The organism is Tannerella forsythia (genome assembly GCF_001006485.1).
GTDB classification, from domain to species: Bacteria; Bacteroidota; Bacteroidia; order Bacteroidales; family Tannerellaceae; genus Tannerella; species Tannerella forsythia.
Genome location: NZ_JUET01000119.1, coordinates 124,585 through 148,106 on the forward strand (window position 1 = coordinate 124,585; position 23,522 = coordinate 148,106).

Sequence of the window (23,522 nt, forward strand, 5' to 3'; positions counted from 1 at the left end):
TTTTATAAAAACATAGTTGATATGAAAAAGATAATCCTCTCCTTTATCGTAATTCTGATAGCGAGTTGCACAGATACGGACTCTGCGACCCATATCATTACGGTGGATGTTTCAAAACAGTATCCTGAAAAGAATATGCTCGTCGAAGATATAGCGGAAATTGAGTACATAGCCCCCGAAACAAAGGACGATTATCTTTTTTCGTATGTTCTCGACATCAGTGAAAATTTTATTATCGGAGGTAATCATGTAGAAAACAGTTTTATCTTTTTCAGTCGGGAAACAGGTAAGCCGGTAAGCAAAATCAATCGCTATGGCAATGGTCCGGAAGAGTACAATTTAGCGGCGGCTTCGGTTTATTCGGAAAAAGACGACGAGTTTTTTATTCTTAACTATCCATCCGGAATAAATGTCTACGGTAGAGACGGTACTTATAAGCGCAAGCTGAAATTTCGTGAAAGATCGTATCTTGGAGGCCCCGAAGCTTTTTATGATTATGATTCGGACAATTTATTGTTTTACGACGGCTTTCAAGGAGATATAAACGATTATCCCACGGCATTTGTTCTTCTTTCGAAGAAAGACGGAAGCATCACCAAAGAAATACCAATAGCTTATGAGAAAAAAGTAAGTTTGATGTTTACGCAGAAAACGGACGGAAATGCCCTCGTAGGTTCCATGCCCGACGTCTACTTCGCTGTTTATAACGGCAACGATTTTTTATTAACCGATTATTCGACAGATACGGTTTATCGCTTCACCCAAAATCAAGAGCTTATTCCCGTCTTAATCCGTAAGCCTTCTATTCAGACCATGGAGCCTAAAACTATTCTGCACAGCTGGCTCGAAACAGATAAATACCTCTTTCTATCGACTAATAAACTCGAAATAGATTGGAATGATCCGAGCGAATTTGACGGTAAAGGTCTACTTGTTGAAAAAAGTTCCGGCGATATTTACGAAGCCATTGTTCGGATGAAGGATTATAAAGATAAAAATTTGATTCTTGGCCCCGGAGTTTTATCCCGTTCTCTCAAAGACTCTCAAACAGGATACATTGTTTTGCCCGCTGCCGAGTTATTAGAAGCCTTAGCCAACGAAAAGCTAAGCGGCAAATTAAAAGAAATCGCCTCGACATTAAACGAAGAATCCAATCCCGTCATTATGCTGATGAAATACAGGAAAAATTAAGACGATTTCGGCGTTTATGTATATATTTTTACGCTTTATATCAAATGAATATGATTTATACGATGATTAGATCAGACTTTCAGCCCTCTGTTTTATATGATACCTTTCTTCCCAAGGCTTACGCCATTGGGCTGAAATATATCGGACTTTCAGTCCTCCAAAAACAGACATTCATAAATAGAATAAGATGCCGTAAAGAATATATTCAAAGAGGCAAAGCCCTGTATTATTTCAGCCCAATGTGCAGCGAAGCGGAGCGTTGGGGACAATATCAAGTATATTATCAACAACAAAGGGGCAAAGCCCCGTATTATTTCAGCCCAATGTGCAGCGAAGCGGAGCGTTGGGGACAATATCAAGTATATTATCAACAACAAAGGGGTAAAGCCCCGCATTATTTTAGCCCAATGTGCAGCGAAGCGGAGCGTTGGGGGCAATGTCGAGTACATTATCAATACCAAAGGGGCAAAGCCCTGCATTATTTTAGCCCAATGTGCAGCGAAGCGGAGCGTTGGGGGCAATGTCGAGTACATTATCAATACCAAAGGGGCAAAGCCCCGTATTATTTCAGCCCAATGTGCAGCGAAGCGAAGCGTTGGGGGCAAGGTCGAATATATCATCAACAACAAAGGGGCAAAGCCCTGTATTATTTCAGCCCAATGTGCAGCGAAGCGGAGCGTTGGGGACAATGTCGAGTATATTATCAACAACAAAGGGGCAAAGCCCCGTATTATTTCAGTCTAATGTGCAGCGAAGCGGAGCGTTGGGGGCAATATCAAGTATATTATCAACAACAAAGAGGCAAAGCCCTGTATTATTTCAGCCCAATGTGTAGCGAAGCGGAGCGTTGGGGGCAATATCAAATATATTATCAATACCAAAGGGGTAAAGCCCCGCATTATTTTAACTCAATGTGCAGCGAAGCGGAGCGTTGGGGGCAATATCAAGTATATTATCAACAACAAAGGGATAAAGCCCCGCATTATTTTAGCCCAATGTGCAGCGAAGCGGAGCGTTGGGGGCAATATCAAATATATTATCAATACCCAAGGGGTAAAGCCCCGTATTATTTCAGCCCAATGTGCAGCGAAGCGGAGCGTTGGGGGCAAGGTCAAATACATTATTCAGGAGGGCTGAAAGCCTGACATAAAAAGAAAAATATGCCTCAATCATTAGCTAAACTTTATATCCATATTATTTTCCATATAAAATCTACGAGTGTCCCAATCCGAAAACAGGATGCTCACGAATTGTATGCATATATTGGCTCCATTATTAAATCTGCGGATTCCATTCCCATTATGATTAACGGTATGGAAGATCATATTCATATTTTGTGTGCCCTGTCAAAAAATATATCTTTAGCTAAACTAATTGAGAAAATAAAAAGTTCAAGCAGTAAATGGATAAAGGGGAAAGATAACTACTATCATCATTTCGCATGGCAAGGAGGGTATGGAGGTTTTTCCGTAAGTCCTTCTTTGTACGACAAAACGACGCAATATATTTTAAAACAAGAAGAACATCATCGAAGATTAACATTTAAAGAAGAATATCTCCTTTTTCTAAAAGAATATAATATACAATATGATGAAAACTATCTATAAAAAAATAAATCCGGACATTCCATGCGCTGCATTATATAAAACCTTTATGCGTAAGGCTTACGCCATTGGAATGAAATATCGTGAAAAGAACAAAGCCCTGCCTTATTTCAGTCTGATATGTAATAAAGCAGAGACTTCGGTAAAAAGAATTTACGTTTAATTCTTCTTGTTTATGATCAAATTTCTTCTTCAACGTCCTGTTGCCGTGCTGATGGTTTTCCTCGCTTGTGTGATTATCGGCATCATCACCTACGCCACGCTGCCCGTGTCGCTCTTGCCCGACATTGCCATCCCCGAAATCACCGTGCAGATAACCGGCGACAACATGTCCGCCCGCGAATTGGAAAACACCGCCGTCAAACCCGTTCGCCGTCAACTCATGCAGACCGGCAAACTCCGCGATATTCGTAGCGAGACTCGCGACGGATCCGCCATTATTCGCTTAAAATTCGACTACGGCACCCATACCGACCTCGCCTTTATCGAAGTAAACGAGAAAATCGACGCGGCGATGAACAACCTTCCGCGCGACTTCCGCCGCCCTCGCGTTATCAAAGCCAGCGCCGCCGATATTCCCGTCTTCTACCTCAATCTTACGTTGAAGGACGACAAACCTTATACCGTGACCGACGAACAAAAGTTCCTCGACCTTTCCGAGTTCGCCGATAACGTCGTTAAGCGCCGGATTGAGCAGTTATCCGAAGTCGCGATGGCCGATATGACAGGCTTGATGCACCGTCATGTACAGATTGTTCCCGATATCGACAAGTTGAAATCCGCTTCTATCAACTTGAACGATATTGAAAGGACGTTGGCAGCCAACAATATCGAGCCCGGCAGCATGATTGTGCGCGACGGTTATTATGAATACAACATTAAATTCTCATCGCTGCTGCGCACGCCCGATGATGTCCGCAACATTTATTTGCGTAAGGACGAACGTATTTTTCAGCTCAAAGATTTGGCAAAAATTAACGTCGTGCGTCAAGCCGAGACAGGCCTTTCGCTTATTAACGGCAAGCGTGCTGTCACACTCGGCATCATCAAGCAAGCCGACGAAACGATGAAAAATCTTAAAAACTCCCTCGGCGAAACCATTACCGACCTTGAGCGCAGTTATCCCGACGTAGAATTTACGATTAACCGCAACCAGACCGAATTGCTCGACTACACGATTTCCAACCTCAAGGAAAATCTTTCGCTCGGCTTCCTGCTTGTGTTTATCGTCGCCCTGCTCTTTTTGGGCGATGCCCAGTCGCCTATTGTAATCGGCATCAGTATGGTAACTTCGCTCGTGACTTCGTTTATCTTTTTCTATCTTTTCGGACAGTCGCTCAACATCATTTCTTTATCCGGGCTTATCCTCGCCTTGGGAATGATGATCGACAGTTCCATTATCGTGACCGATATTATCAGTCAGTACCGTATGCAAGGAACCTCCCTCGAAGAAGCCTGTATACGCGGTACGAACGAAGTAATTACCCCCATTCTCAGTTCGACGTTCACTACTATCGCCGTATTCGTGCCTCTTGTATTTATGAGCGGCATCGCGGGTGCTATCTTCTTTGCGCAGGCCTTTGCCGTCAGCGTTGGGTTGCTTGTGTCATACTTTACGGGCATTATGCTGTTGCCGGTGCTGTATAAAATCATCTACGGCATACGTTTTCGGAAGTTGTCGGCCGGTAATTTCTTCGTGCGCGTGCAAGAAGGCATCGACCGTTGGGCCTTTCGTTGGTACGACCGGGGGATTGAATGGGTCTTCCGTCATAAAACCGTCACCTTTTTGTTTTTGCTGCTCTCCATTCCTTTTTGCGTGCTGATGTTCCGCATTATGCCGAAGTCTACCATGCCTCATATCGACCACACCGAAACGATGGTCATGGTAGAATGGAACGAAAACATTCACGTAGACGAAAATAACCGGAGGATTTGCGAACTGATGAAGTATGCCGATACGTTGACGATCGAACATGCCGGTTATGTCGGTCACCGTCAATATCTTCTCGACAAAGAAAATGACTTGTCCCCGTCCGAAGCGCGACTTTACTTCCGCACGGCCAAAGCGTTGGATATCGACAAATTAAAAGGCCACCTCGCCGAATGGACGAAAGCGAACTATCCGCAAGCTGTCATCACATTTTCTCCTCCCGAAAACATCTTCGAGAAAATATTCGACACCTCCGAAGCCGATGTCGTCGCGCAGCTTTATCCTGTCAAGCGCGATCACATCCCTGACGCCGCTGCGATCCGTCATATCGAGCAGCGGCTGAAGTCGGCCACCGAGGTCGAAGCCGAAGGCATTCCCTTTGAGCAGCAGTTCACCGTTGCCATCGATAAGGAGAAGTTGCTGCTTTATGATGTCGATTATAACGAAGTATATCGCACGTTGCGCACCGCTTTTCGCGAGAATCGGATCGCTACGCTGCGCTCCTATCAGCAATATCTCCCGATCTCGCTCGCAGGTAAGCAGCAGACTGTCGAAGAAGTCTTGCGTGAAACGCTTGTGCAGACCGTTCCGGCCACCGGTCGCGCCTCCATGTTCATTCCGTTACAGGCACTGGTAAGCATCAGTCGCGGCGAAGACGTTAAAACCATCGTTGCCGGCAAAAACGGCGAATACGTTCCCATAAATTATTACGACGTAAAAGATCCCGAAGCCTTGATTAAAAAAGCCGACGAGGCGATTCGCAGTGACGCGTCGTGGGAAGCCGTTTTCGGAGGAAGTTTTTTCTCCAATCAACAGATGCTGGGCGAATTGGTCGTGATTTTGCTCGTATCTATGCTGCTCATGTACTTTATCCTTTCTTCGCAGTTCGAAAGTTTCCTGCAACCGCTCATCGTACTGGCCGAAATCCCCATCGACATCGGTTTCGCGCTCGTTTTGCTCCGGCTCACCGGTCATACGCTCAACCTGATGAGCGCCATCGGACTGATCGTTACCAGCGGAATCATCATCAACGACAGTATCTTGAAGCTCGACATGATCAATGAATTGCGCAAAAAAGGCATCCCTCTGATGGAAGCCATTCATACAGCGGGGGTCAAACGCTTGCGTGCCATTATCATGACATCACTGACCACCATTTTCGCCATGGTCCCCCTACTTTTCTCGTTCGATTTGGGCTCCGAATTGCAAAAGCCTCTTGCGCTCGCCATGATCGGGACAATGGTCATCGGAGTGCTCGTCAGTCTGTTTATTATCCCGTTGGTTTATTGGGCAATCTATCGGAAAGCAGATCATCGGTATCACGAAATCAAAAAATAAAAAACGGATATGAAAACGCTAAAGAAATACGAAGATTTAATCAAAAAGTGCGGCTTTATCACGTTCGCAGTTCTGCTATGCGGGCTGTGCGGCTTCCGTTTATCGGCGCAACAACCCGGCACGGTCACCCTTAACCTCGAAGAAACCGTGCGCCTTGCCGGCGACAGCTCCCTGTCCGCCTTTCGTGCCAAGAACATGTACATGGCTAACTATTGGGAATATCGTTCTTTCCGGGCCGATCGCTTACCTTCGCTGAGCCTCGGCATGACTCCGCTGAGCTATAAACATTCTTTCACCAACCGGTACGATTCGCAGCAGGATATCGACATCTATCGCCGGCAACAGACGCTTGCTTCTTACGGTAATTTATCCGCGAAGCAAAATTTTGACCTTACGGGAGGAACATTTTCCATCCATACGGGATTAGGTTATATTCAGAATTTCGGGAAGAACGAAAAAAGTCAGTTTAGCAGTATTCCTGTCAGTATCGGATATAATCAGGAGCTGATCGGTTACAATCGTTTCCGCTGGGAAAGAAAAATTGCGCCCCTCAAATTTGAAAAGGCGCAGAAAGAATTGATTGCACAGTTGGAAGAAACGGCCGAAGTCGCCGCGGGTTATTTTTTCGACTTGGCGATGGCGCAAGCTGAATATGAGCTGGCCGAAGAAAATCGCAGCAATACCGAAAAACTGTACCGTATCGGCGAAGAGAAATACAAAATCGCATCCATCGGACAGGCCGAACTGTTTACGTTGAAGCTCGACCGCGTAAATGCGCAAAATTCGTTTCAGAATGCCGAGATTCGTCTCAAACGTGCCATGTTCGCGCTCGCTGCTTACCTGAACTTCGACAAAAACACGAAAATTACGCTGCAATTACCCGACTACCCCAAAACATTCGCCATCTCGACAGACGATGCACTCATGCACGCCCGCCAAAATAATCCCCGCTACCTCGAATCGAAGCGCCAACTGCTCGAATCTCAACAAAAGTTGGACAAAACACGAAAGGAAGCGCTGTTTAACGCCGGCTTCTCGGCCAGTATCGGCTTTAATCAAATTGCCAATACCTTCCGCGATGTCTATCGTAATCCTTCGCAGCGGGAATTTGTGGAGCTTACGCTTTCCATTCCCCTCGTCGACTGGGGCGTGCGCAAGGGACAGTACAATATGGCCAAAAGCAACCTCAATATCGTGCAACTCACCGCGCAGCAAGACGAACTTCGCCTCGAGGAAGACATCATTATGACCGTTGGCGATTTCACCATGCAGCAACAGATGATCCGCAGCGCCGAAGAAGCCGTCGAATTGGCAAAAGTCGCCTACGAACAGACGCAGGAACGGTTTATTATCGGCAAAGCAGACATCAGCAGTCTCACTCTTTCAACGAACCGTCGGCAGGAAGCGCAGCGCAACTATATCGCCGCCCTGAAAAACTATTGGCAAAGCTATTTCAAGTTGCGTAAACTCACCCTTTTCGATTTTGAAAAGAACCGCACCATCGAAATAGACTTTAACGCGATCAGAAAATGAATGGAAACATATTCAATAATCGAAAAAATAAATATACCTATGGAAAAGAAAAGTGTTTTATTGATCGTTACGATCATTTTATGCGGATCATGCACCCATAAGCAGAAACCGATCACCGTTGATACCGGTTCGATTGACACGGTAGTAACCGTCTTGCCGTTTCCGGAACTTGAGGCGGGCGAAATATTCTACAAGAAGCAAAATCCTTTTGGTGAAACGGTCGAACTGACAGGAAAAAACATCACAGGAGATACGGTCGTTTTCAAACCCGGCGAATGCGAGATGTTGATTAAAGACGATCGTCTGATCATGAAAAACATCAGACAGCCTTTTCGTATTTTCGGTCTGCCCAACCTGACACAACAAAAAGGAACAGGAATGTACGGTAACGGTCCTGACGAATTTCTTTTTCCAACGCTTGTGCCGACATCCGAAACCGATAAGCTATGTTATCTTTTTGAAGCGACCAATCAAAAATTGTATAAACTGCATGAAGATGGAACAATCATCTATTGTCCTTCTGTATTTAACGCTCAACAGAAGCGAAATCAATTTGGCGAAGAAATGAAACTTGCTCATATAGAGAAAAACGATTTTGCCTTTGTCGCGAACAGTCCTACCGGAAAAAGCATTTACCGAACGACACAACACGGCGATTCTCTTTCCCGACGAGAGGTCTTTAATCTGGCTTTAAATGCCCGTTGCAAATCACCTTTCGCATATATCGGAAGTTTCGCGGTAAATCCTGCTAAAAACCGTATGGCGTATGCTTACAAATATTTCAAGATCATCAAGTTTATGGATTTAGAAGCAGAAACCGTTCGTACCATTAATTTTGCACGTGATGATTTTGATGATAAAACCCCTTATATTATAGATGGCTTGGATCAGAATATAACACATTACTGGGGTGCCTGTGCACAGGAGAATTATGTCTATTTCCTGTATAGTGGTCGTACACCGTACGAAGTCGTGCGAGCTGCTCAAAAAGAAAACTACTATATCTATGTCGAACAATATGATTGGAATGGCATCCCTATTAGAAAATACAAATTAGATCAGTGGGGATACTTCACAGTCGACGAAAAAAACGAAAAATTGTATTTAACATCAACCAATCATGATGATCCTTTTTTTGAATATAATTTAAACGGAATAGACAAAACAGATAACTAATGCATACGTGACGAATCCCAAGCCTTGTTTTGAATGAAAAAGACGCAATCCATATCCGCTTTTACCGTTATCGTAGCGTTTCTGAGTGTGGCGCTCATGGGACTGGCGCTTGTTCCGCTGTTGCCCGTCAAACTTGCGCCCTCACACACGTTGCCCGGTCTGACAGTCTACTTCTCGATGCCCAATAACTCCGCCCGTGTAATCGAGATGACGGCGACTTCGAAGCTCGAAGCGATGCTGGCACGTATCAAAGGTGTCAAGAACATTTATTCTACATCGGGTAACGGATGGGGAAGCGTCACCCTCGAATTGGACAAACATACGCCCATCGATGCCGCCCGCTTCGAAGCATCGACCATCGTTCGGCAAACATGGCACGACCTGCCGCGCGAAGTCTCGTACCCCTACATCTCCGTGCGTCGCCCCGACGAAAATGCGGCGCGCCCCTTCATGACTTTTACGGTCAACTCTGCCGCAGTACCTGTCGTCATCCAGCAATATGCCGAGAACCATATCAAACCCCGGCTCAACGATATTGCCGGACTTTACAAGATCGAAGTACACGGCGCCACACCGATGGAATGGCAACTAATGTACGACAATGACCGGTTGCAAGCCCTCGGTGTGACCGTCAACGACATCCGTGAAGCCGTTTCGCAACACTACACGACCGACTTTCTGGGTATGGCCGAGACGCGCAGCGCCGACGGCACAGCGGCATGGATGCGTATCATGCTGATGTCAGGCAGTCGAAGCGATGCTTTTGATGCCACCGCCATCACCGTAAAAAACTGCGACGGCGCACTGATTCGCTTGGATCAGCTCGTCGAAGTAGTGCATACCGAACAGGAACCGCAAAGCTATTACCGCATCAACGGCTTGAATTCGATTTACATCTCGCTCACGGCCGAAGAAAGCGCCAACCAGCTCCGCCTCAGTGAACGCGTTCAAGAGACTATGGACGAAATCCGTCGCCTGCTTCCGCCCGGATACGAGATACACAGCAGCTACGATGCCACCGAATATATCCATGCCGAACTGAACAAAATCTACCTGCGCAGCGGCCTGACCGTCCTTATCCTGCTGCTCTTCGTCCTTCTGATTACCCGAAACGTGCGCTATCTGTTCCTTATCACCGTAAGTCTGACCATCAATCTGGCTATTGCCGTAATTTTCTACTATCTCCTCGGATTGGAGATTCAACTCTATTCGCTGGCCGGGATTACCATTTCATTAAGCCTGATCATCGACAATACGATCATCATGACCGACCACCTCATGCACCACGGCAACCGTAACGTTTTCATGCCCGTGTTAGCGGCGACGATGACAACCGTAGGTGCCCTCTCGATCATCTTTTTCCTCGACGAGAAAATACGCCTGAACCTGCAGGATTTCGCTGCCGTAGTGATGGTCAACTTGTGTGTGTCGCTCGCGGTAGCCTTGTTCTTCGTTCCCGCCATGGCTGAGAAAATACGCCTGAAAAAACGCATCTCCCGCACGCGTATTCTACGGTGGTTTCCTCTGCGTTCCAAGCGACTGATCGTATGGTTTAACCGTTTTTACGGTGCGATGATCCGCCTGCTCTCACGTCGCAAATGGATTCCTTTCACTGCCATCGTACTGACTTTCGGACTGCCTGTCTTCCTGATTCCCGACAAGATTGAAAAAGAAACGAAATTCGCAGAACAATACAACCGAATTTTTGACAACGCCACGTATAAGGAAAAAGTCAAACCCATTGTCAACAAAGTACTGGGTGGCACATTGCGGCTTTTTGTCGACAAAGTGTATCAAGGCAGTTACTTCACCCGTAACGAAGAGTTGATTTTGACCATCACCGCTTCGATGCCAAACGGTACCACACTGGCGCAAATGAACGCGCTCGTCGAGAAGATGGAGCATTATCTAAGCAGTTTCTCCGAAATACGACAGTTTCAGACCCATATTCCCGATCCTCGCCGTGCATCCATCCGGGTATTTTTTACCAAAGCAGCTGAACGAAGCGGTTTTCCTTACCTGCTCAAAAGTAATGTCATCACCAAAGCGCTGGAGCTGGGCGGAGGCAGTTGGAGCGTCTACGGATTGCAGGATCAGGGCTTCGATAACAGCGTGAGGGAATTTGCGGGCAACTATGGCGTGAAATTCTACGGATATAATTACGACGAGCTGGCCGCGTGGGCCGATACGCTCAAAAACACGCTCCTGCTCAACCGGCGCATCAAGGAGGTAACGATCAATTCCGACTTCTCGTGGTACAAAGATGACTACCGCGAGTTCTCTTTCGATCTGAAAAAGGAACGCCTCGCCGCCGACGGTATTCTTCCGGGCGACCTGTTCGCGTCGCTGCAACCCATCTTTGCAAGAGACATGTGGGCGGGTTCGCTGATTATCGAAGGTGAACGCGAAGACATCAAGCTGGCAAGTCATCAGGGGAAACATTACGACATCTGGGCCTTGCGACACGTCGCACATCGCATGGGAGGGCGTATGTACAAATTGGACGAGCTGGCCGACATTTCGCAGGGACAGGCACCGCAGGAAGTGGCTAAGGAAAACCAGCAATATCGCCTCACGTTACAGTACGACTATATCGGTTCGGGGACACAGGGGCGGAAGATGCTCGAACGTGAAGTAAAGGCGCTCAGTGAACGTCTGCCGATGGGCTACACCGTCGAACAGCGAGACACCCAATGGGGATGGGAACACAAAGACAAAAAACAATACGGACTACTCGGGCTGCTGATTATTATCATTTTCTTCACCTCGTCAGTGCTGTTCAACTCCATCAGGCAGCCGCTGGCCGTCATCTTCGTGATTCCTGTCTCGTTTATCGGGGTATTTCTGACGTTTTACTGGTTTAGACTGAACTTCGATCAGGGTGGGTTCGCATCGTTTATCCTGCTTTCGGGTATCACCGTCAATGCCAGCATCTATATCCTGAACGAGTACAATCGTGTGCGCCGACTCCGTCCGCGCCTGACTCCGATACACGCATATCTCAAAGCATGGAACGCCAAAATCATCCCCATCTTCCTGACTGTCGTTTCTACGATGCTCGGTTTCGTCCCGTTTATGGCAGGTACGGAAAAAGAGGCCTTCTGGTTTCCGTTGGCTGCCGGCACGATCGGCGGATTAGCCATGTCGATCCTCGGCATCTGGATCTTCCTGCCGCTTATGACCATAAGAGGAAAGAAAGCCATCAAATAAACCACAAGCCTCTTTTGATAGAATATTTATGTTATACAACATATCCACCACTTTTTTAACAAAAAAAATTTCCATTCAAGAAACCTCCTTATATCTTTGCAATTAGTTTCATTTTAAATTTTTTCTCTCATGAGAAAAGTGTTTTTTATTTTATTGCTTTGTGTAATAGCAGCCGGTTTCTTACCTATAGATAGTGGTGCTGCAAAGAAGAAAATAGATGCATATTGCGTCATTACAACATGCCGAGGTACGATCTGTCATGAAAGTTTTAAAAATTCAGAAAGAGCTGCTGACCACCTTGATGTTGCAGAGGAAGAATGTGAAAAGTCAAGAAGGTAAATACTTCTATGTGTATTAAGATTATATCAAAATAACTTGACTTGATTGGCAGACAAGACATCTTTAAAAAAACACAACAACAAAATCAATGAAATCCATACACATACTTATACTATGGCTATTTTTTCAGCCTGTTTTCCCACAGAAAACAACAGACCAGTTCCTATTTCGGGCAAGCTATACATTCTCTTATAAAACAGATCCGCTGCAAAAAGATTTTGTAGAGACCGATCTGATATATTTGGATATTGGCAATAATTCATCTAAGTATTACAGCCGTTATACGCAAGTCAGGGATTCAAATAAAATCGCAGGATTGAAGAAAGGGCTATCTGCTTACGATGTGGTTGAGGATAATCGCCGGTTTAAGAAAGGTACAAAGACCACGATTTATAATATGGATGAACCTGGTCAATTTCATGTAATAGAACATTTAGTTGATTACTATTATTATGATGAAAAGAGATTCCTTCCGGCCTGGACGTTTGGAGCAGGAGAGAAAACAATTGCAGGTTATGCCTGTAAAGAAGCGCAAGCCATATATCTGGGAAGAAAATGGACCGTTTATTTTGCACCAGAGATACCGCTGAATAAAGGTCCATGGAAGCTATGGGGACTGCCTGGATTAATTATTTATGCGATTGACTCTGAGCAATTTTTTCAGTTCGAACTACAAGGATTCGAAACCTTGAAAGATCAAACGCCTGTTTCGATAGAAAATAAAACACAATTTGGAAAGCTTTACAAAAAAACGACTAAAAAAGATTATCAGAAGATGGAAGCTCTTCGTTATCGCGATTTTACGACTTTCACCAACCTGTTTATCTTGGAAGGAAAAGGAGAAATTCTTCTTAGTCCCGAGCAGGAGCGAGAAAATGAACGGCATCGTGAAAAAGGTGGCACACCCTATATCCCCTTAGAAAAGCAGGAATAAACATCTTTTTATGAAATACGGTTTCTTGTTTTTTTTTCTCTCTACCATCTTCTCTCTTTCTGCACAGCAGAAAATAAGAGGTATCCTAAAATGTGCGACGTCGGGACAACCAATTCCCGATGTATATATCATACTCATGACTGAAGATGGAAAAAGAATTCTGGCCTATTCGTATTCGCAACCGGATGGGAGCTTTATACTCGAATGCCCACAAGACCCTCAACAAGAATTCCTTCTAACGACTTCGCGTCTGGGATACGAACCGTACCGGCAAAAAATACCGGCACAGACCCAACAGACGGAGATTCTGCTCAAAGAATCGTCCCTAACGCTACGTGAGATAAAAGTCATTTCCTCTCCCATCCGCCGGCAAGGAGATACGATCAGTTACTATATGTCGAACTTTCATCGCCCGCAAGACCGAAATCTGGCCGATGTACTGGCACGTATGCCTGGAATCCATGTACAAAGTGACGGACGCGTACAATATGACGGAAAACCTATCAACCGGTTTTATATCGAAGACATGAATTTGCTCGGAGAACGCTATTCGCTTGCCACCAAAAATTTGTCACCCAGTGATATTGCTGCTGTGCAAGTTTATGAAAATCACGAACCGATAAAAATGCTTCGCGACCGTAGCCAGACGGAACAAGCCGCATTGAACATCAAGCTGAAAGACTTTTCCAGTCCATATACACTACGCCAGAAAATACATCTTCCGCGTGTGCACCTGAAAAATAACACCTCGATACTCCGACTTCTTGGCAACGTATCGGCCGGAATCGAGAATGAGTCCGAATACACACACCTCCCACAGAAGCTGATGCTCTCCTCATCCGACAGTTTGCCGCTATTTCGATCCAGCCATGTCGGTCAATCTTGCAGATTTAATGAAGGTTTCAGCAACACGCATATTACGTTGAACTACAAAAAACACGACCAATCCTTTGGATTGAAATGTGGTATCGCATGGACCGGGCAAAAAATCGAATCAGATTTATCACCATGGCCGCTGGTGACAGATACCTTCGTTAACGATCTTACGTGGCACACGTCTCGGTTTTATGTAGAGCCTTCGTACCGAATGAATTACCGGAGTTGGACGATTTCATCGTCGGCCTCCGCCAATCACCTGCGAACAAATTACTCGGGAAAGAAAGCAACATATACCTATATCCATCCTCGCCTTCGCTTAATATTCGCCCCCAGCGGAGATTTCAAATTCAATGCCGGATATTCATACACTACCCATTACGGCGATCTCAACGAGATGGGAACAGGCTATGTGCTCGAACGATATAATTTGTTTTCAAAAGGAATCGAGGCGTTACAGTTCAATGCTTCGCAAAGCATAAACTTTGGCGTTTTTTATAAAAACATTTCACACTTTCTTCAGACGAGCTACTTAACTATTTATTCCCTCTATAAAGACAATCTTATACCAGCAAGCTTTGTTCGTGACATCTACACTTTCTCGTGGTGGGAGCAAAAAGACCGATTGTCTTCCTTCTGGCTCAATACCCTGTCAGCGTCTAAATTGTTTATGGAAATCTCGCTCACAGCAAGTATAAATTTGTCATATAATCAAAGCAAATCCGTGGTGGAACAGCAAGGATCGAGCATCAATTATACTCAACACTCATTCGGTGTGGAACCATCGTTGAAGTGGAAAGCTAAACGCAATCTAAATTTCGATTATACGATGAATGCTTTTTTTTCGGGAATAAGCATGAATCATAGGCCTATAGACTCATACATTCCTCTGATCAACCATCGGTTGTATACTTATTTCGGAGCAACCGATCGACTTTTCTTCACATGTAACCTGCAGCATTTCTACATCAAAGCTCCCTATACATCGACATCGAACCTACTATTTACCGACTTGGGTATCCAATATGATTTTCAACATCTTACCCTCAGCCTTGATTGGAGCAATATCTTCAACCGGAAACTGCATGTCATCAGTGATTATAACACGATAAACACGGTTACGCAAACAGATAAGTTACGTCCATCGGAAGTATTGATCAGTTTACGGTTTAAGCATTGATCGATGATTTAAGCATTTTCCGCTCAGCAGTCATATATCTCTCTGAGGAATGAAAAGTACATTTCATAATGAGTCAAACATACGTGATACGTCTTTCATTCGTAGCGGTATCATGGCAAAGCTGGCATACTATTGCCCCCGATCAACACCTCGAAAAGTTAATGAAAAGCACTTTCAATGTTTCATTTTGGGAAGCCTCCAATGGTATTTGACGGCAAGTATGCGTATCAGCAGGATCGTGGCCGATGAAGACAGTTCGCACACCTCATTGCTGTATGCCATGGTATAGCAAAGAGCAAAGACAATCCCTCCCATCACGCAGGCCAATGCATAGACTTCCTGCCGGAAGACGAGCGGTGTTTCGTTGATAAAAATATCACGCATGACTCCGCCTGCAATGCCTGTAATCGTCCCCATCGTAATGGCTACCCAGAACGGATAATTCAGCTCCAGCGTCTTCTCTACGCCGATGACGACAAAAAGCGCCAGACCAATCGCGTCGAAAATAAAGAAAGGCGTATCGAGCCGCACCAACTGTTTGCTGAAGATAAACACAATCCCCATCCCCAGCAGGGTACAGTACATGTATGACGGGCTGAGCATCCAAAACGGAGTGACTCCGAGCAGCAAATCGCGCAGCGTCCCGCCCCCGATGGCCGTAACAAGACCGACCACAAACGCCCCGAACCAGTCGAACTCCTTCGCTGCCGCCAGCCGGATACCGCTGATGGCAAAAACGATCGTTCCCGCATATTCGATGATATCCCTGAGCGAAAACAGCGAGGCATCATATTGCAACGACTCCATTTTATTTCTCTTCTCTGTTTGTTTGAAGTTGCAAAGATATAATACATTATGATTTTTTATTAGATAAAACGAGAAAAATCATGTTTAATAACATAGTTTTTACTTTTCAAAAAAATGCCACTTTTAAAAAAATATCCTTTACTTTGAACCGTCTTACAAAAAAGACGAGTCGTGGTTTTTCTTTTTTTGAAACGTTCATACGGAAGCAAAGCTACAAGTCGTCTTTTGCAGACAGTACGAATTATAAACACAATCTTTAATTAATCTTTTCATTTTGTACCATGATGCACAAGCAATCAGTATTGAAACACGGAATGGGCATGGCGTTCGGCCTGTTGCTTACAACAGGAGTGCCTTCCTTTTCGTCGTATGCAGAGAATGTGACTGTTGCCGTTACGCAGCAGTCAAGAACCGTTTCAGGAACGGTAGTGGATGAACAGGGCGTCCCTTTGCTGGGAGTGAACGTATCCGTTTCCGGTACAACTACGGGAACGATCACCGACATTGACGGCAAATTTACACTCGAAGTACCGGCAGGAGCACAATTGACGTTCTCCTACATCGGTTTTATTTCCCAAACACTGCCCTCGTCCAACAATTTATCGAGAGTGGTTTTAAAAGAAGACACTCAAAAGCTACAGGAGGTTGTAGTCGTAGGGTACGGTACCCAGCAGAAGAAGGACATCACCGGCTCGGTAGCTGTGGTGAATGCAGACGAGTTGTTGAAAACACCTTCGGCTTCGGCTACTCAGCAGTTGCAGGGACGTGCCGCCGGCGTAGTGATCGGTTCCACCGGTTCGCCCGGCTCGAAGTCGATGGTGCGTATCCGCGGTATCGGTACGGTCAATGATAACGGCCCGCTTTACGTGATCGACGGAGTGTCAACCCGTAACCAGAACCTCAACAGCATCAACCCGAACGACATCGAGAGCATGCAGGTGTTGAAAGATGCGTCTTCGGCCGCGATCTACGGAGCAGAGGCCTCGAACGGTGTCATCCTGATCACCACGAAAAAAGGATTGAAAACCGCCCAGCGTCCGAAATTGACGTACGACGCGTACATCGGCGGATCGACGACTGGCAAGAAGTACGACGTTCTGAATGCCACCGACCGTCTGAACGTGGAATGGGCGGCACAAGCCAATGGCTACAAAATCAGAAACAGCAACGATCTGCCCTCGCATAAGCAATTCGGCACCGGAGCCACCCCTTCCATCCCCAATTATCTCTCGACCAAAGGAGCAGAGGGGCAGCAACTGAACCCTGCCGATTACAGTTATCCGGCGAATCAAATGGTTCCCTGGGATGCCCAAGGAACAGACTGGTGGAACGAATTAAGCCGTACCGGAGTGATTCAGAACCATCAACTCTCTTTGCAAGGCGGTTCGAACCACGGCTCTTACCTGTTCTCGGCCAATTATTACGATCAGGAAGGAACGGTCATTCACCAGTATTTCCGTCGTTATCAGATCCGCGCCAATACGTCGTATAATGTACGCGACTGGTTGCGCGTGGGGGAAAACCTGACGTACGCATGGACAAAAGATAACGGTCTGGATGAAGATTCGGACGAGGCAACCCCTTATTCGTGGACGTACCGCGCTTCGCCGTGGGTACCTGTCTATGATATACAGGGACATTTTGCCGGTTCGAAAATCGCCGGTACCGGAAACTTTATCAATCCGGTGGCTGATGCCATTCGAAACAAAGACAATTACTGGTCGAATACCCGCATTTTCGGAAACATCTGGGGCGAAGTAGATTTCATGAAAGACCTGACCTTCCGTACCAGCTTCGGTATCGACTATGCCGGAAATTACAGTTACAGCATGTCGAAAAAAGATTTGGAATTCTCCGAATCGCCCGGGGCGAACGGATTGACCGAAGAAGCCGGCTTTAACTTCCGCTGGGTATGGACCAATACGTTAACATTCAACCGGACATTTAACGAAGTACACAAACTCAACTTACTGGTGGGGACCGAGGCCGTTCGCGACGGATTAGGACGGAAGATGCTGGGATATCGCCGGAATTACCTTTACGAAGACGATGTCAGAACCTGGACCTTGGATATGGGCGAATACAATAATTTCCGTAGAGCGGAATCCGACTACAAAGGCGAATATGCTTCGTTCGGTATTTTCGGACGCGCCAACTATTCGTTTGCCGATAAATACCTGTTGACGGCTACGGTACGGCGCGACGGCGTATCGCGTTTCTCCAAGTCGAACCGTTACGGAACCTTCCCGTCTGTCTCGGCTGCATGGCGTCTCTCGTCCGAAGAGTTTATGAAAGACTTCGAATGGCTCGACGACCTGAAACTGCGTGTCGGATACGGACAGGCCGGTAACTCGACCTTCCCGCGAGCTACGAACTTTATTTCAACTTATTCTACCAATCCCAGTCGCACGAATTACGACTTCACTGGCAGACAAACATCTTCTCAGCTCGGTTACCGGATGGGTACCTTCGGCAACCCGGATACGAAGTGGGAGCGCGTAGAAACGACGAATATCGGTTTGGATGCCACCTTCCTCGAAGGTAAATTCTCGACCAATATAGAATGGTGGTATAAGAAAAGTACGGATATGCTGGTTGAGGCCGTTTATTCAAATCTGGCCGGAGGAGCAGACAAACCGTACATCAACATCGGCGACATGAAGAATACGGGAGTCGACTTTATGATCAACTATCAGGACAGAAACGGTGATCTGTCGTGGAATGTCAATCTGAACGTTTCTACCTATAAAAATGAGGTCTTGAAAATTGGCGTTTCGGACAAGGCGGCCAAGTATGGCTACTCCGACCGTATTTCAGGCCCGGTTTCGCGTACGATGAAAGGTCGTCCGATCGGTGAATTTTACGGATATCAGATCGACGGATTCTATGAGTCGGAAGAAGAAGTAAAGGCATTGACTCCGCTGGGTGAAACGGCCGGGAAATTCGACCCGAAAACGTATATCGGTAAATTCAAATATCGCGATGTAGATGGCGACGGTAAGATTACGACCAACGATCGTGATGTGCTTGGCTCACCGCATCCCGATTTTACGGCGGGGTTGAATGTCGGACTGGGTTATAAAGGATTTGACTTCTCGATGTTCTGGTATGCCTGTGTCGGAAACGAAATCTTCAACGGAGCCAAGTATTTTACCGACTTCTGGATGTTTAACGGGAACCGTTCGTCTCGTATGCGCGATCTCTCATGGGAACCGGGCAAGAAGAATGCCATTTTGCCGATCCTTGACAAACAGGATAACAAATCCGGAACGAATGCGAACTCCTACTATGTGGAAGATGGAACGTATGCACGGATGAAGCATATTACATTGGGATATACCCTCCCGAAGAACTGGCTCCGGAAAGCGACGATCGAGAACCTGCGCTTCTACGTGCAAGCGGAGAATCTACTGACGATCACAGGCTATAAGGGAATCGACCCTGAAGTAACGAACCGTGACAAAACGGCTTCGGGTGGCGATTTGGAAAAAGGAATCGACGTAGGGGGAATTCCGAACAGCATCAAATTTATCTTTGGTGTCAATCTGGTATTCTGAAGTAAATATGTATCATCTTAAAAAATAACATCATGAAACGAATTATATATACCATCACTCTGACAGCCGCAGTTCTGGGGATGACTTCATGCGGCGAAAACTTTCTTTACAAAGATCCTCAGGGCAGCTTTTCAGGTGACATGTTGGAAAACGCGCAGGGGGTAGAATTGCTTACGACCAACGCATATGCGAATCTGACGGAGAACGGCTGGGGAGCGACGCCCTTTAACTGGGTATTCGGCAGTATTATCGGCGGTGATGCCAACAAAGGCTCGTCTGCCGGCGACCAATCCGTTATCAACGAAATAGAAACGTATGCTCCGCTCACGACGAACGATTACGTACGGCAAAAATGGGAATGGACCTATAAAGGGGTACAGCGATGTAATATTGCATTGAGAGCCCTGAAGAAAGCCAAAGATATAGCCGCGGATGTAGCTAAATCGCGCGAAGGCGAGCTGTTCTTCCTGCGTTCGCTGTATTACTTCGAAGGGGTGAAACTCATGGGACCGGCATCACTGGCATGGATACCGTGGGACAATGAAGAAGACGATCCGAAAGTGTACAACGGAACGGATATCTACCCGAACATCATGGCAGAAATCGATCAGGCGATCTCGTTATTGCCGGAGAAACAGAGCGAAGTAGGACGTGTCAATGTATGGGCTGCCAAAGCCTTGAAAGCAAAGATGCTGATGCAACAGGGGAAAATGGCCGAAGCCAAACCGGTCTTAGCCGACCTGTTAGCCAACGGACAGACATCGAACGGATTGAAATACGGGCTAGAAGACGACCTGAACAACAATTTCAACGCCTTCAAGGATAACGGTAAAGAATCGATCTTCGCCGTGCAGCATTCGCTCGACGCCAACAACAACGGATTACCGGGCTATTCGCTGAACTTCCCGCATAACGTGAACAAAAATGCACCGGGCGGATGCTGCGGATTTTTCCAGCCGTCATACGATCTGGTCAACTCGTATCAAGTCGATGCCGACGGACTGCCGTATCTCGACTATTCTTACCGAAGCAAGCCCAGCGTGTCGGTGTTCGACGGAAGCGCACCGGCCGGCAGCCAGTTTAAAAATGACTTCACGATTGCCGTAGACCCGCGTCTCGACTTTGCCGTAGGACGTCAGGGCGTGCCGTATAAAGACTGGGACATCTGCTTTAAAGACGGTTACGGAATCCGCGACAAAGGAAACGGCGGCATCTTCCTGCCCAAGAAACACGTCTGGACGAAAGCCGAAGAAGAGGCCGGTTATGCTTCGCGCAGCCGTTATGCAGGCTGGGCGCCAGCTGTGGCCTTGAACATGCAATACCTCTCGGTGCGCGATATGATTCTGCTTTATGCCGAATGTTTAGCCAACGACGGCGAATTATCGGCTGCCATGGAGCAAGTGAATAAAATTCGCACCCGTGCCGGTAACGCAGCCAATATCATTCAATTCCCCGACGGAAAGGGACAGAAATATGTAGTCAAAACCTATCCGTCTACTCACGCCGCGTTTACGGACAAAAATACGTGTATTACAGCCATCCGCTTCGAGCGCAAGTTGGAACTGGCCATGGAAGGACAACGATGGTACGACTATGCACGGTGGGGAAAAGAAGTGATGAAGAAAGAAACTTCAGCGTACGTAATGTACGAGAAACAGTACCTCTCGAAGTTTGCTTCGGCATCGACAACGTTTGATAAGGTATATTTCTTTGTGCCCGACGCTCAGATCAAAGATAAAGGAGTAGACGAAAACGGTAAGCCTTACCTCGTTCAGAACGATCTGTGGAAGTAAATCGAATTGAATCGTTCACGTAATCCGTAAAAAGAGGGTGTGCCAAAATACAATATTTTGGCACACCTTTTTTCTCTCACAGGTATCCGATAAGCTATTGAAACATTTGAAAAAGCGATCAGCCGTTTTCAGCCGTTAGAAACAATCCAACGCCCGAAGGCCAAAATCAGACCTTCAAAGTTCGTCCGCGAACAAGAAAAGTAATCATGCGAGCAGCCTTTTCACGACCTCGGAGATGGCTCCGCCTTCGGCCTTACCGGATAAGGTTTTCGAAGCAACCCCCATCACCTTGCCCATTTCTTTGAGTGAAGTTGCACCGACCTGAGCAATGATTTTTTTCACCTCCGCTTCAAGCGCTTCGGGCGACAGTTGACTGGGCAGATAGCCTTCGAGCGCTTTCACCTGTTCCAACTCTGCCTCGGCAAGGTCGGCACGATGCTGCTCGGTATAAATGCGGGCGGATTCACGACCTTGTTTAACTAACTTCTGAAGGATTTTCAATGCCGCCTCGTCGGTGAGCAGGTCATCAGCTCCCGGAGCGGTCTTGGCTTCCAGAAAGTATTTCTTCGCGTTACGAAGGGCTTCCAGTTTTACTTTGTCTTTCGCCAGCATGGCGGCTTTGATGTCGTTACTAACCTGATCGAATATACTCATATTGTTTATTTTAAATTGTTCGTGCGTCAATGATTATCCTATTCTAAAACTGATTTTAGGCTTACCCGACTGCGGGGACTGTGTGTCAGGCGTGTGGGCTTGATGCTCTCCGGCATTTTTGCTGCGGGCGCGAAGCAGTAGCTTAGGGTCGCGATTGTATGTCGGATTCTCTTCCAGCAAGGTGATGATTGCATCGTCATCCAGTTCGTTGGCCGTCAACACGGCAATGCTTGCATTCATGACCTTGTGCGGGATGCGCTTACTTCCCAATTTCTTGCCATAATACTTCGCAATCAACTCTTTCTCACGCTCTTTCGTCCGGAGACGTTCTTCCTCTTCCATGATCTCGGCTTCGCTCATACGCGCGCGCTTACTGTCGTGAATATCTTTGATTTCAGGGATTGATTCCAGATCGAAACCGGTGGCCAGCACCGTGAATTTAACCTTTCCTTTCAGTGATTCGTCGATGGCCGTTCCCCAGATCACCTCAATGTCTTCGCCGAACTGTTTCATAAACTCCGTCATATAGCGCACCTCATCCATCCGCAGCTCGTTGCCGTCCGCCTCCTGAGTGTTACTGCTGAACGAGATATTGAAAAGAATCTTCTTGGCATTCGAGATCTCGTTGTTATTGAGCAGCGGTGACCGGAGCGCATCCTGAATGGCTTGCTCCAGCCGGCCTTCCCCTTCGCCGTATCCATTGCTGATCAACGCTACGCCTCCATTCTGCAAGGTCGTCTTTACATCGGCAAAGTCGAGATTGATGACACCGTCGAGCGTGATAATCTCGGCAATACTCTTGGCGGCGATGGTCAGCGTATCGTCCGCTTTTTTAAAGGCATTGAGCATCGTCAGATCGGCATAGATTTCGTTCAGCCGCTCGTTGTTCACGACTAACAGCGCATCCACGTTCCGGCTGATCGCTTCGACGCCGTTCAAGGCCTGAATGATTTTGGGCGGGCCTTCGAAAAGAAACGGAATCGTGACGATACCGACCGTCAGAATCCCCATATCTTTGGCTATTTGAGCAATCACCGGAGCCGCCCCCGTCCCGGTGCCGCCTCCCATCCCGGCAGTGATGAAGACCATCTTCGTACCATCGTTCAGCATCGTGTGGATTTCTTCTTCGCTCTCTCTGGCCGCCAGTTCGGCACGCTCCGGATTATTTCCCGCGCCAAGTCCTTCGGTCACCGTGCGTCCCAGAGCAATCTTGACCGGCACTTCCGAACGCGACAACGCCTGACTGTCCGTATTGCAAAGCACAAAAGAAACATCGTGGATACCCTCCTTATACATATGTGTGACAGCGTTTCCGCCGCCACCACCGACACCGACCACTTTGATGATCTTACGCGTATCTGTCGGGAGATTGAATTGTAATATCGTATCACTCATAATCG

At 46.8% G+C, this 23,522-nt stretch carries 14 protein-coding genes; 11 read left to right on the plus strand and 3 right to left on the minus strand.

Annotated features, from left to right (window positions below):
* The first annotated feature begins 21 nt into the window (after positions 1–21).
* The 9 genes from Tanf_RS11155 to Tanf_RS11205 all read left to right on the plus strand — a co-directional run bounded on the left by Tanf_RS11155 (position 22) and on the right by Tanf_RS11205 (position 15,311).
* Positions 22–1,191: a DUF4934 domain-containing protein gene (locus Tanf_RS11155; protein WP_046825911.1), complete on the plus strand. Its 1,170-nt coding sequence runs from the start codon at positions 22–24 to the stop codon at positions 1,189–1,191.
* Between the two features lie 44 nt (positions 1,192–1,235).
* A complete protein-coding gene (locus Tanf_RS11160; protein WP_046825912.1) occupies positions 1,236–2,336 on the plus strand; it encodes a hypothetical protein in 1,101 nt (366 codons plus the stop codon).
* 15 nt (positions 2,337–2,351) lie between these two features.
* Positions 2,352–2,798 (plus strand): transposase, encoded by a 447-nt coding sequence (locus Tanf_RS11165; RefSeq protein ID WP_046825913.1) that lies wholly within the window; start codon positions 2,352–2,354, stop codon positions 2,796–2,798.
* Positions 2,799–2,970: 172 nt separating this feature from the next.
* Positions 2,971–6,063: an efflux RND transporter permease subunit gene (locus Tanf_RS11175; protein ID WP_046825915.1), complete on the plus strand. Its 3,093-nt coding sequence runs from the start codon at positions 2,971–2,973 to the stop codon at positions 6,061–6,063.
* 9 nt (positions 6,064–6,072) lie between these two features.
* The gene (locus tag Tanf_RS11180; protein WP_080948628.1) at positions 6,073–7,596 is read left to right on the plus strand and encodes a TolC family protein; all 1,524 of its coding nucleotides are present in this window, start codon (positions 6,073–6,075) and stop codon (positions 7,594–7,596) included.
* A 39-nt stretch (positions 7,597–7,635) separates the two neighbouring features.
* Positions 7,636–8,772 carry a BF3164 family lipoprotein gene (locus Tanf_RS11185; RefSeq protein ID WP_161794965.1) on the plus strand — a complete coding sequence of 379 codons (1,137 nt, stop codon included), beginning with the start codon at positions 7,636–7,638 and terminating at the stop codon, positions 8,770–8,772.
* 33 nt (positions 8,773–8,805) lie between these two features.
* Positions 8,806–11,982 (plus strand): efflux RND transporter permease subunit, encoded by a 3,177-nt coding sequence (locus Tanf_RS11190; protein ID WP_046825916.1) that lies wholly within the window; start codon positions 8,806–8,808, stop codon positions 11,980–11,982.
* 427 nt (positions 11,983–12,409) lie between these two features.
* Complete coding sequence (locus tag Tanf_RS11200; protein WP_046825918.1) at positions 12,410–13,255, plus strand: GLPGLI family protein; 846 nt, start codon at positions 12,410–12,412, stop codon at positions 13,253–13,255.
* A 10-nt stretch (positions 13,256–13,265) separates the two neighbouring features.
* A complete protein-coding gene (locus Tanf_RS11205) occupies positions 13,266–15,311 on the plus strand; it encodes a TonB-dependent receptor (RefSeq protein WP_046825919.1) in 2,046 nt (681 codons plus the stop codon).
* Positions 15,312–15,485: 174 nt separating this feature from the next.
* On the opposite strand, the gene Tanf_RS11210 is transcribed toward Tanf_RS11205, so the two are convergent.
* Entirely contained in the window at positions 15,486–16,118 is a 633-nt protein-coding gene (locus Tanf_RS11210; RefSeq protein WP_014223850.1) for a trimeric intracellular cation channel family protein, read from the minus strand.
* A gap of 281 nt (positions 16,119–16,399) precedes the next feature.
* On the opposite strand from Tanf_RS11210, the gene Tanf_RS11215 reads away from it, so the two are divergent.
* Positions 16,400–19,675, plus strand: a complete 3,276-nt coding sequence (locus tag Tanf_RS11215; RefSeq protein ID WP_046825920.1) for a SusC/RagA family TonB-linked outer membrane protein — start codon at positions 16,400–16,402, stop codon at positions 19,673–19,675.
* Positions 19,676–19,707: 32 nt separating this feature from the next.
* The gene (locus Tanf_RS11220; RefSeq protein ID WP_046825921.1) at positions 19,708–21,468 is read left to right on the plus strand and encodes a RagB/SusD family nutrient uptake outer membrane protein; all 1,761 of its coding nucleotides are present in this window, start codon (positions 19,708–19,710) and stop codon (positions 21,466–21,468) included.
* A gap of 204 nt (positions 21,469–21,672) precedes the next feature.
* Here Tanf_RS11220 and Tanf_RS11225 read toward each other — a convergent pair whose 3' ends face one another.
* Together Tanf_RS11225 and ftsZ are read right to left on the minus strand one after the other, a co-directional pair.
* A complete protein-coding gene (locus Tanf_RS11225) occupies positions 21,673–22,122 on the minus strand; it encodes a GatB/YqeY domain-containing protein (RefSeq protein WP_046825922.1) in 450 nt (149 codons plus the stop codon).
* Positions 22,123–22,155: 33 nt separating this feature from the next.
* The gene (ftsZ, locus tag Tanf_RS11230; protein ID WP_046825959.1) at positions 22,156–23,517 is read right to left on the minus strand and encodes a cell division protein FtsZ; all 1,362 of its coding nucleotides are present in this window, start codon (positions 23,515–23,517) and stop codon (positions 22,156–22,158) included.
* Between the last annotated feature and the right edge of the window lie 5 nt (positions 23,518–23,522).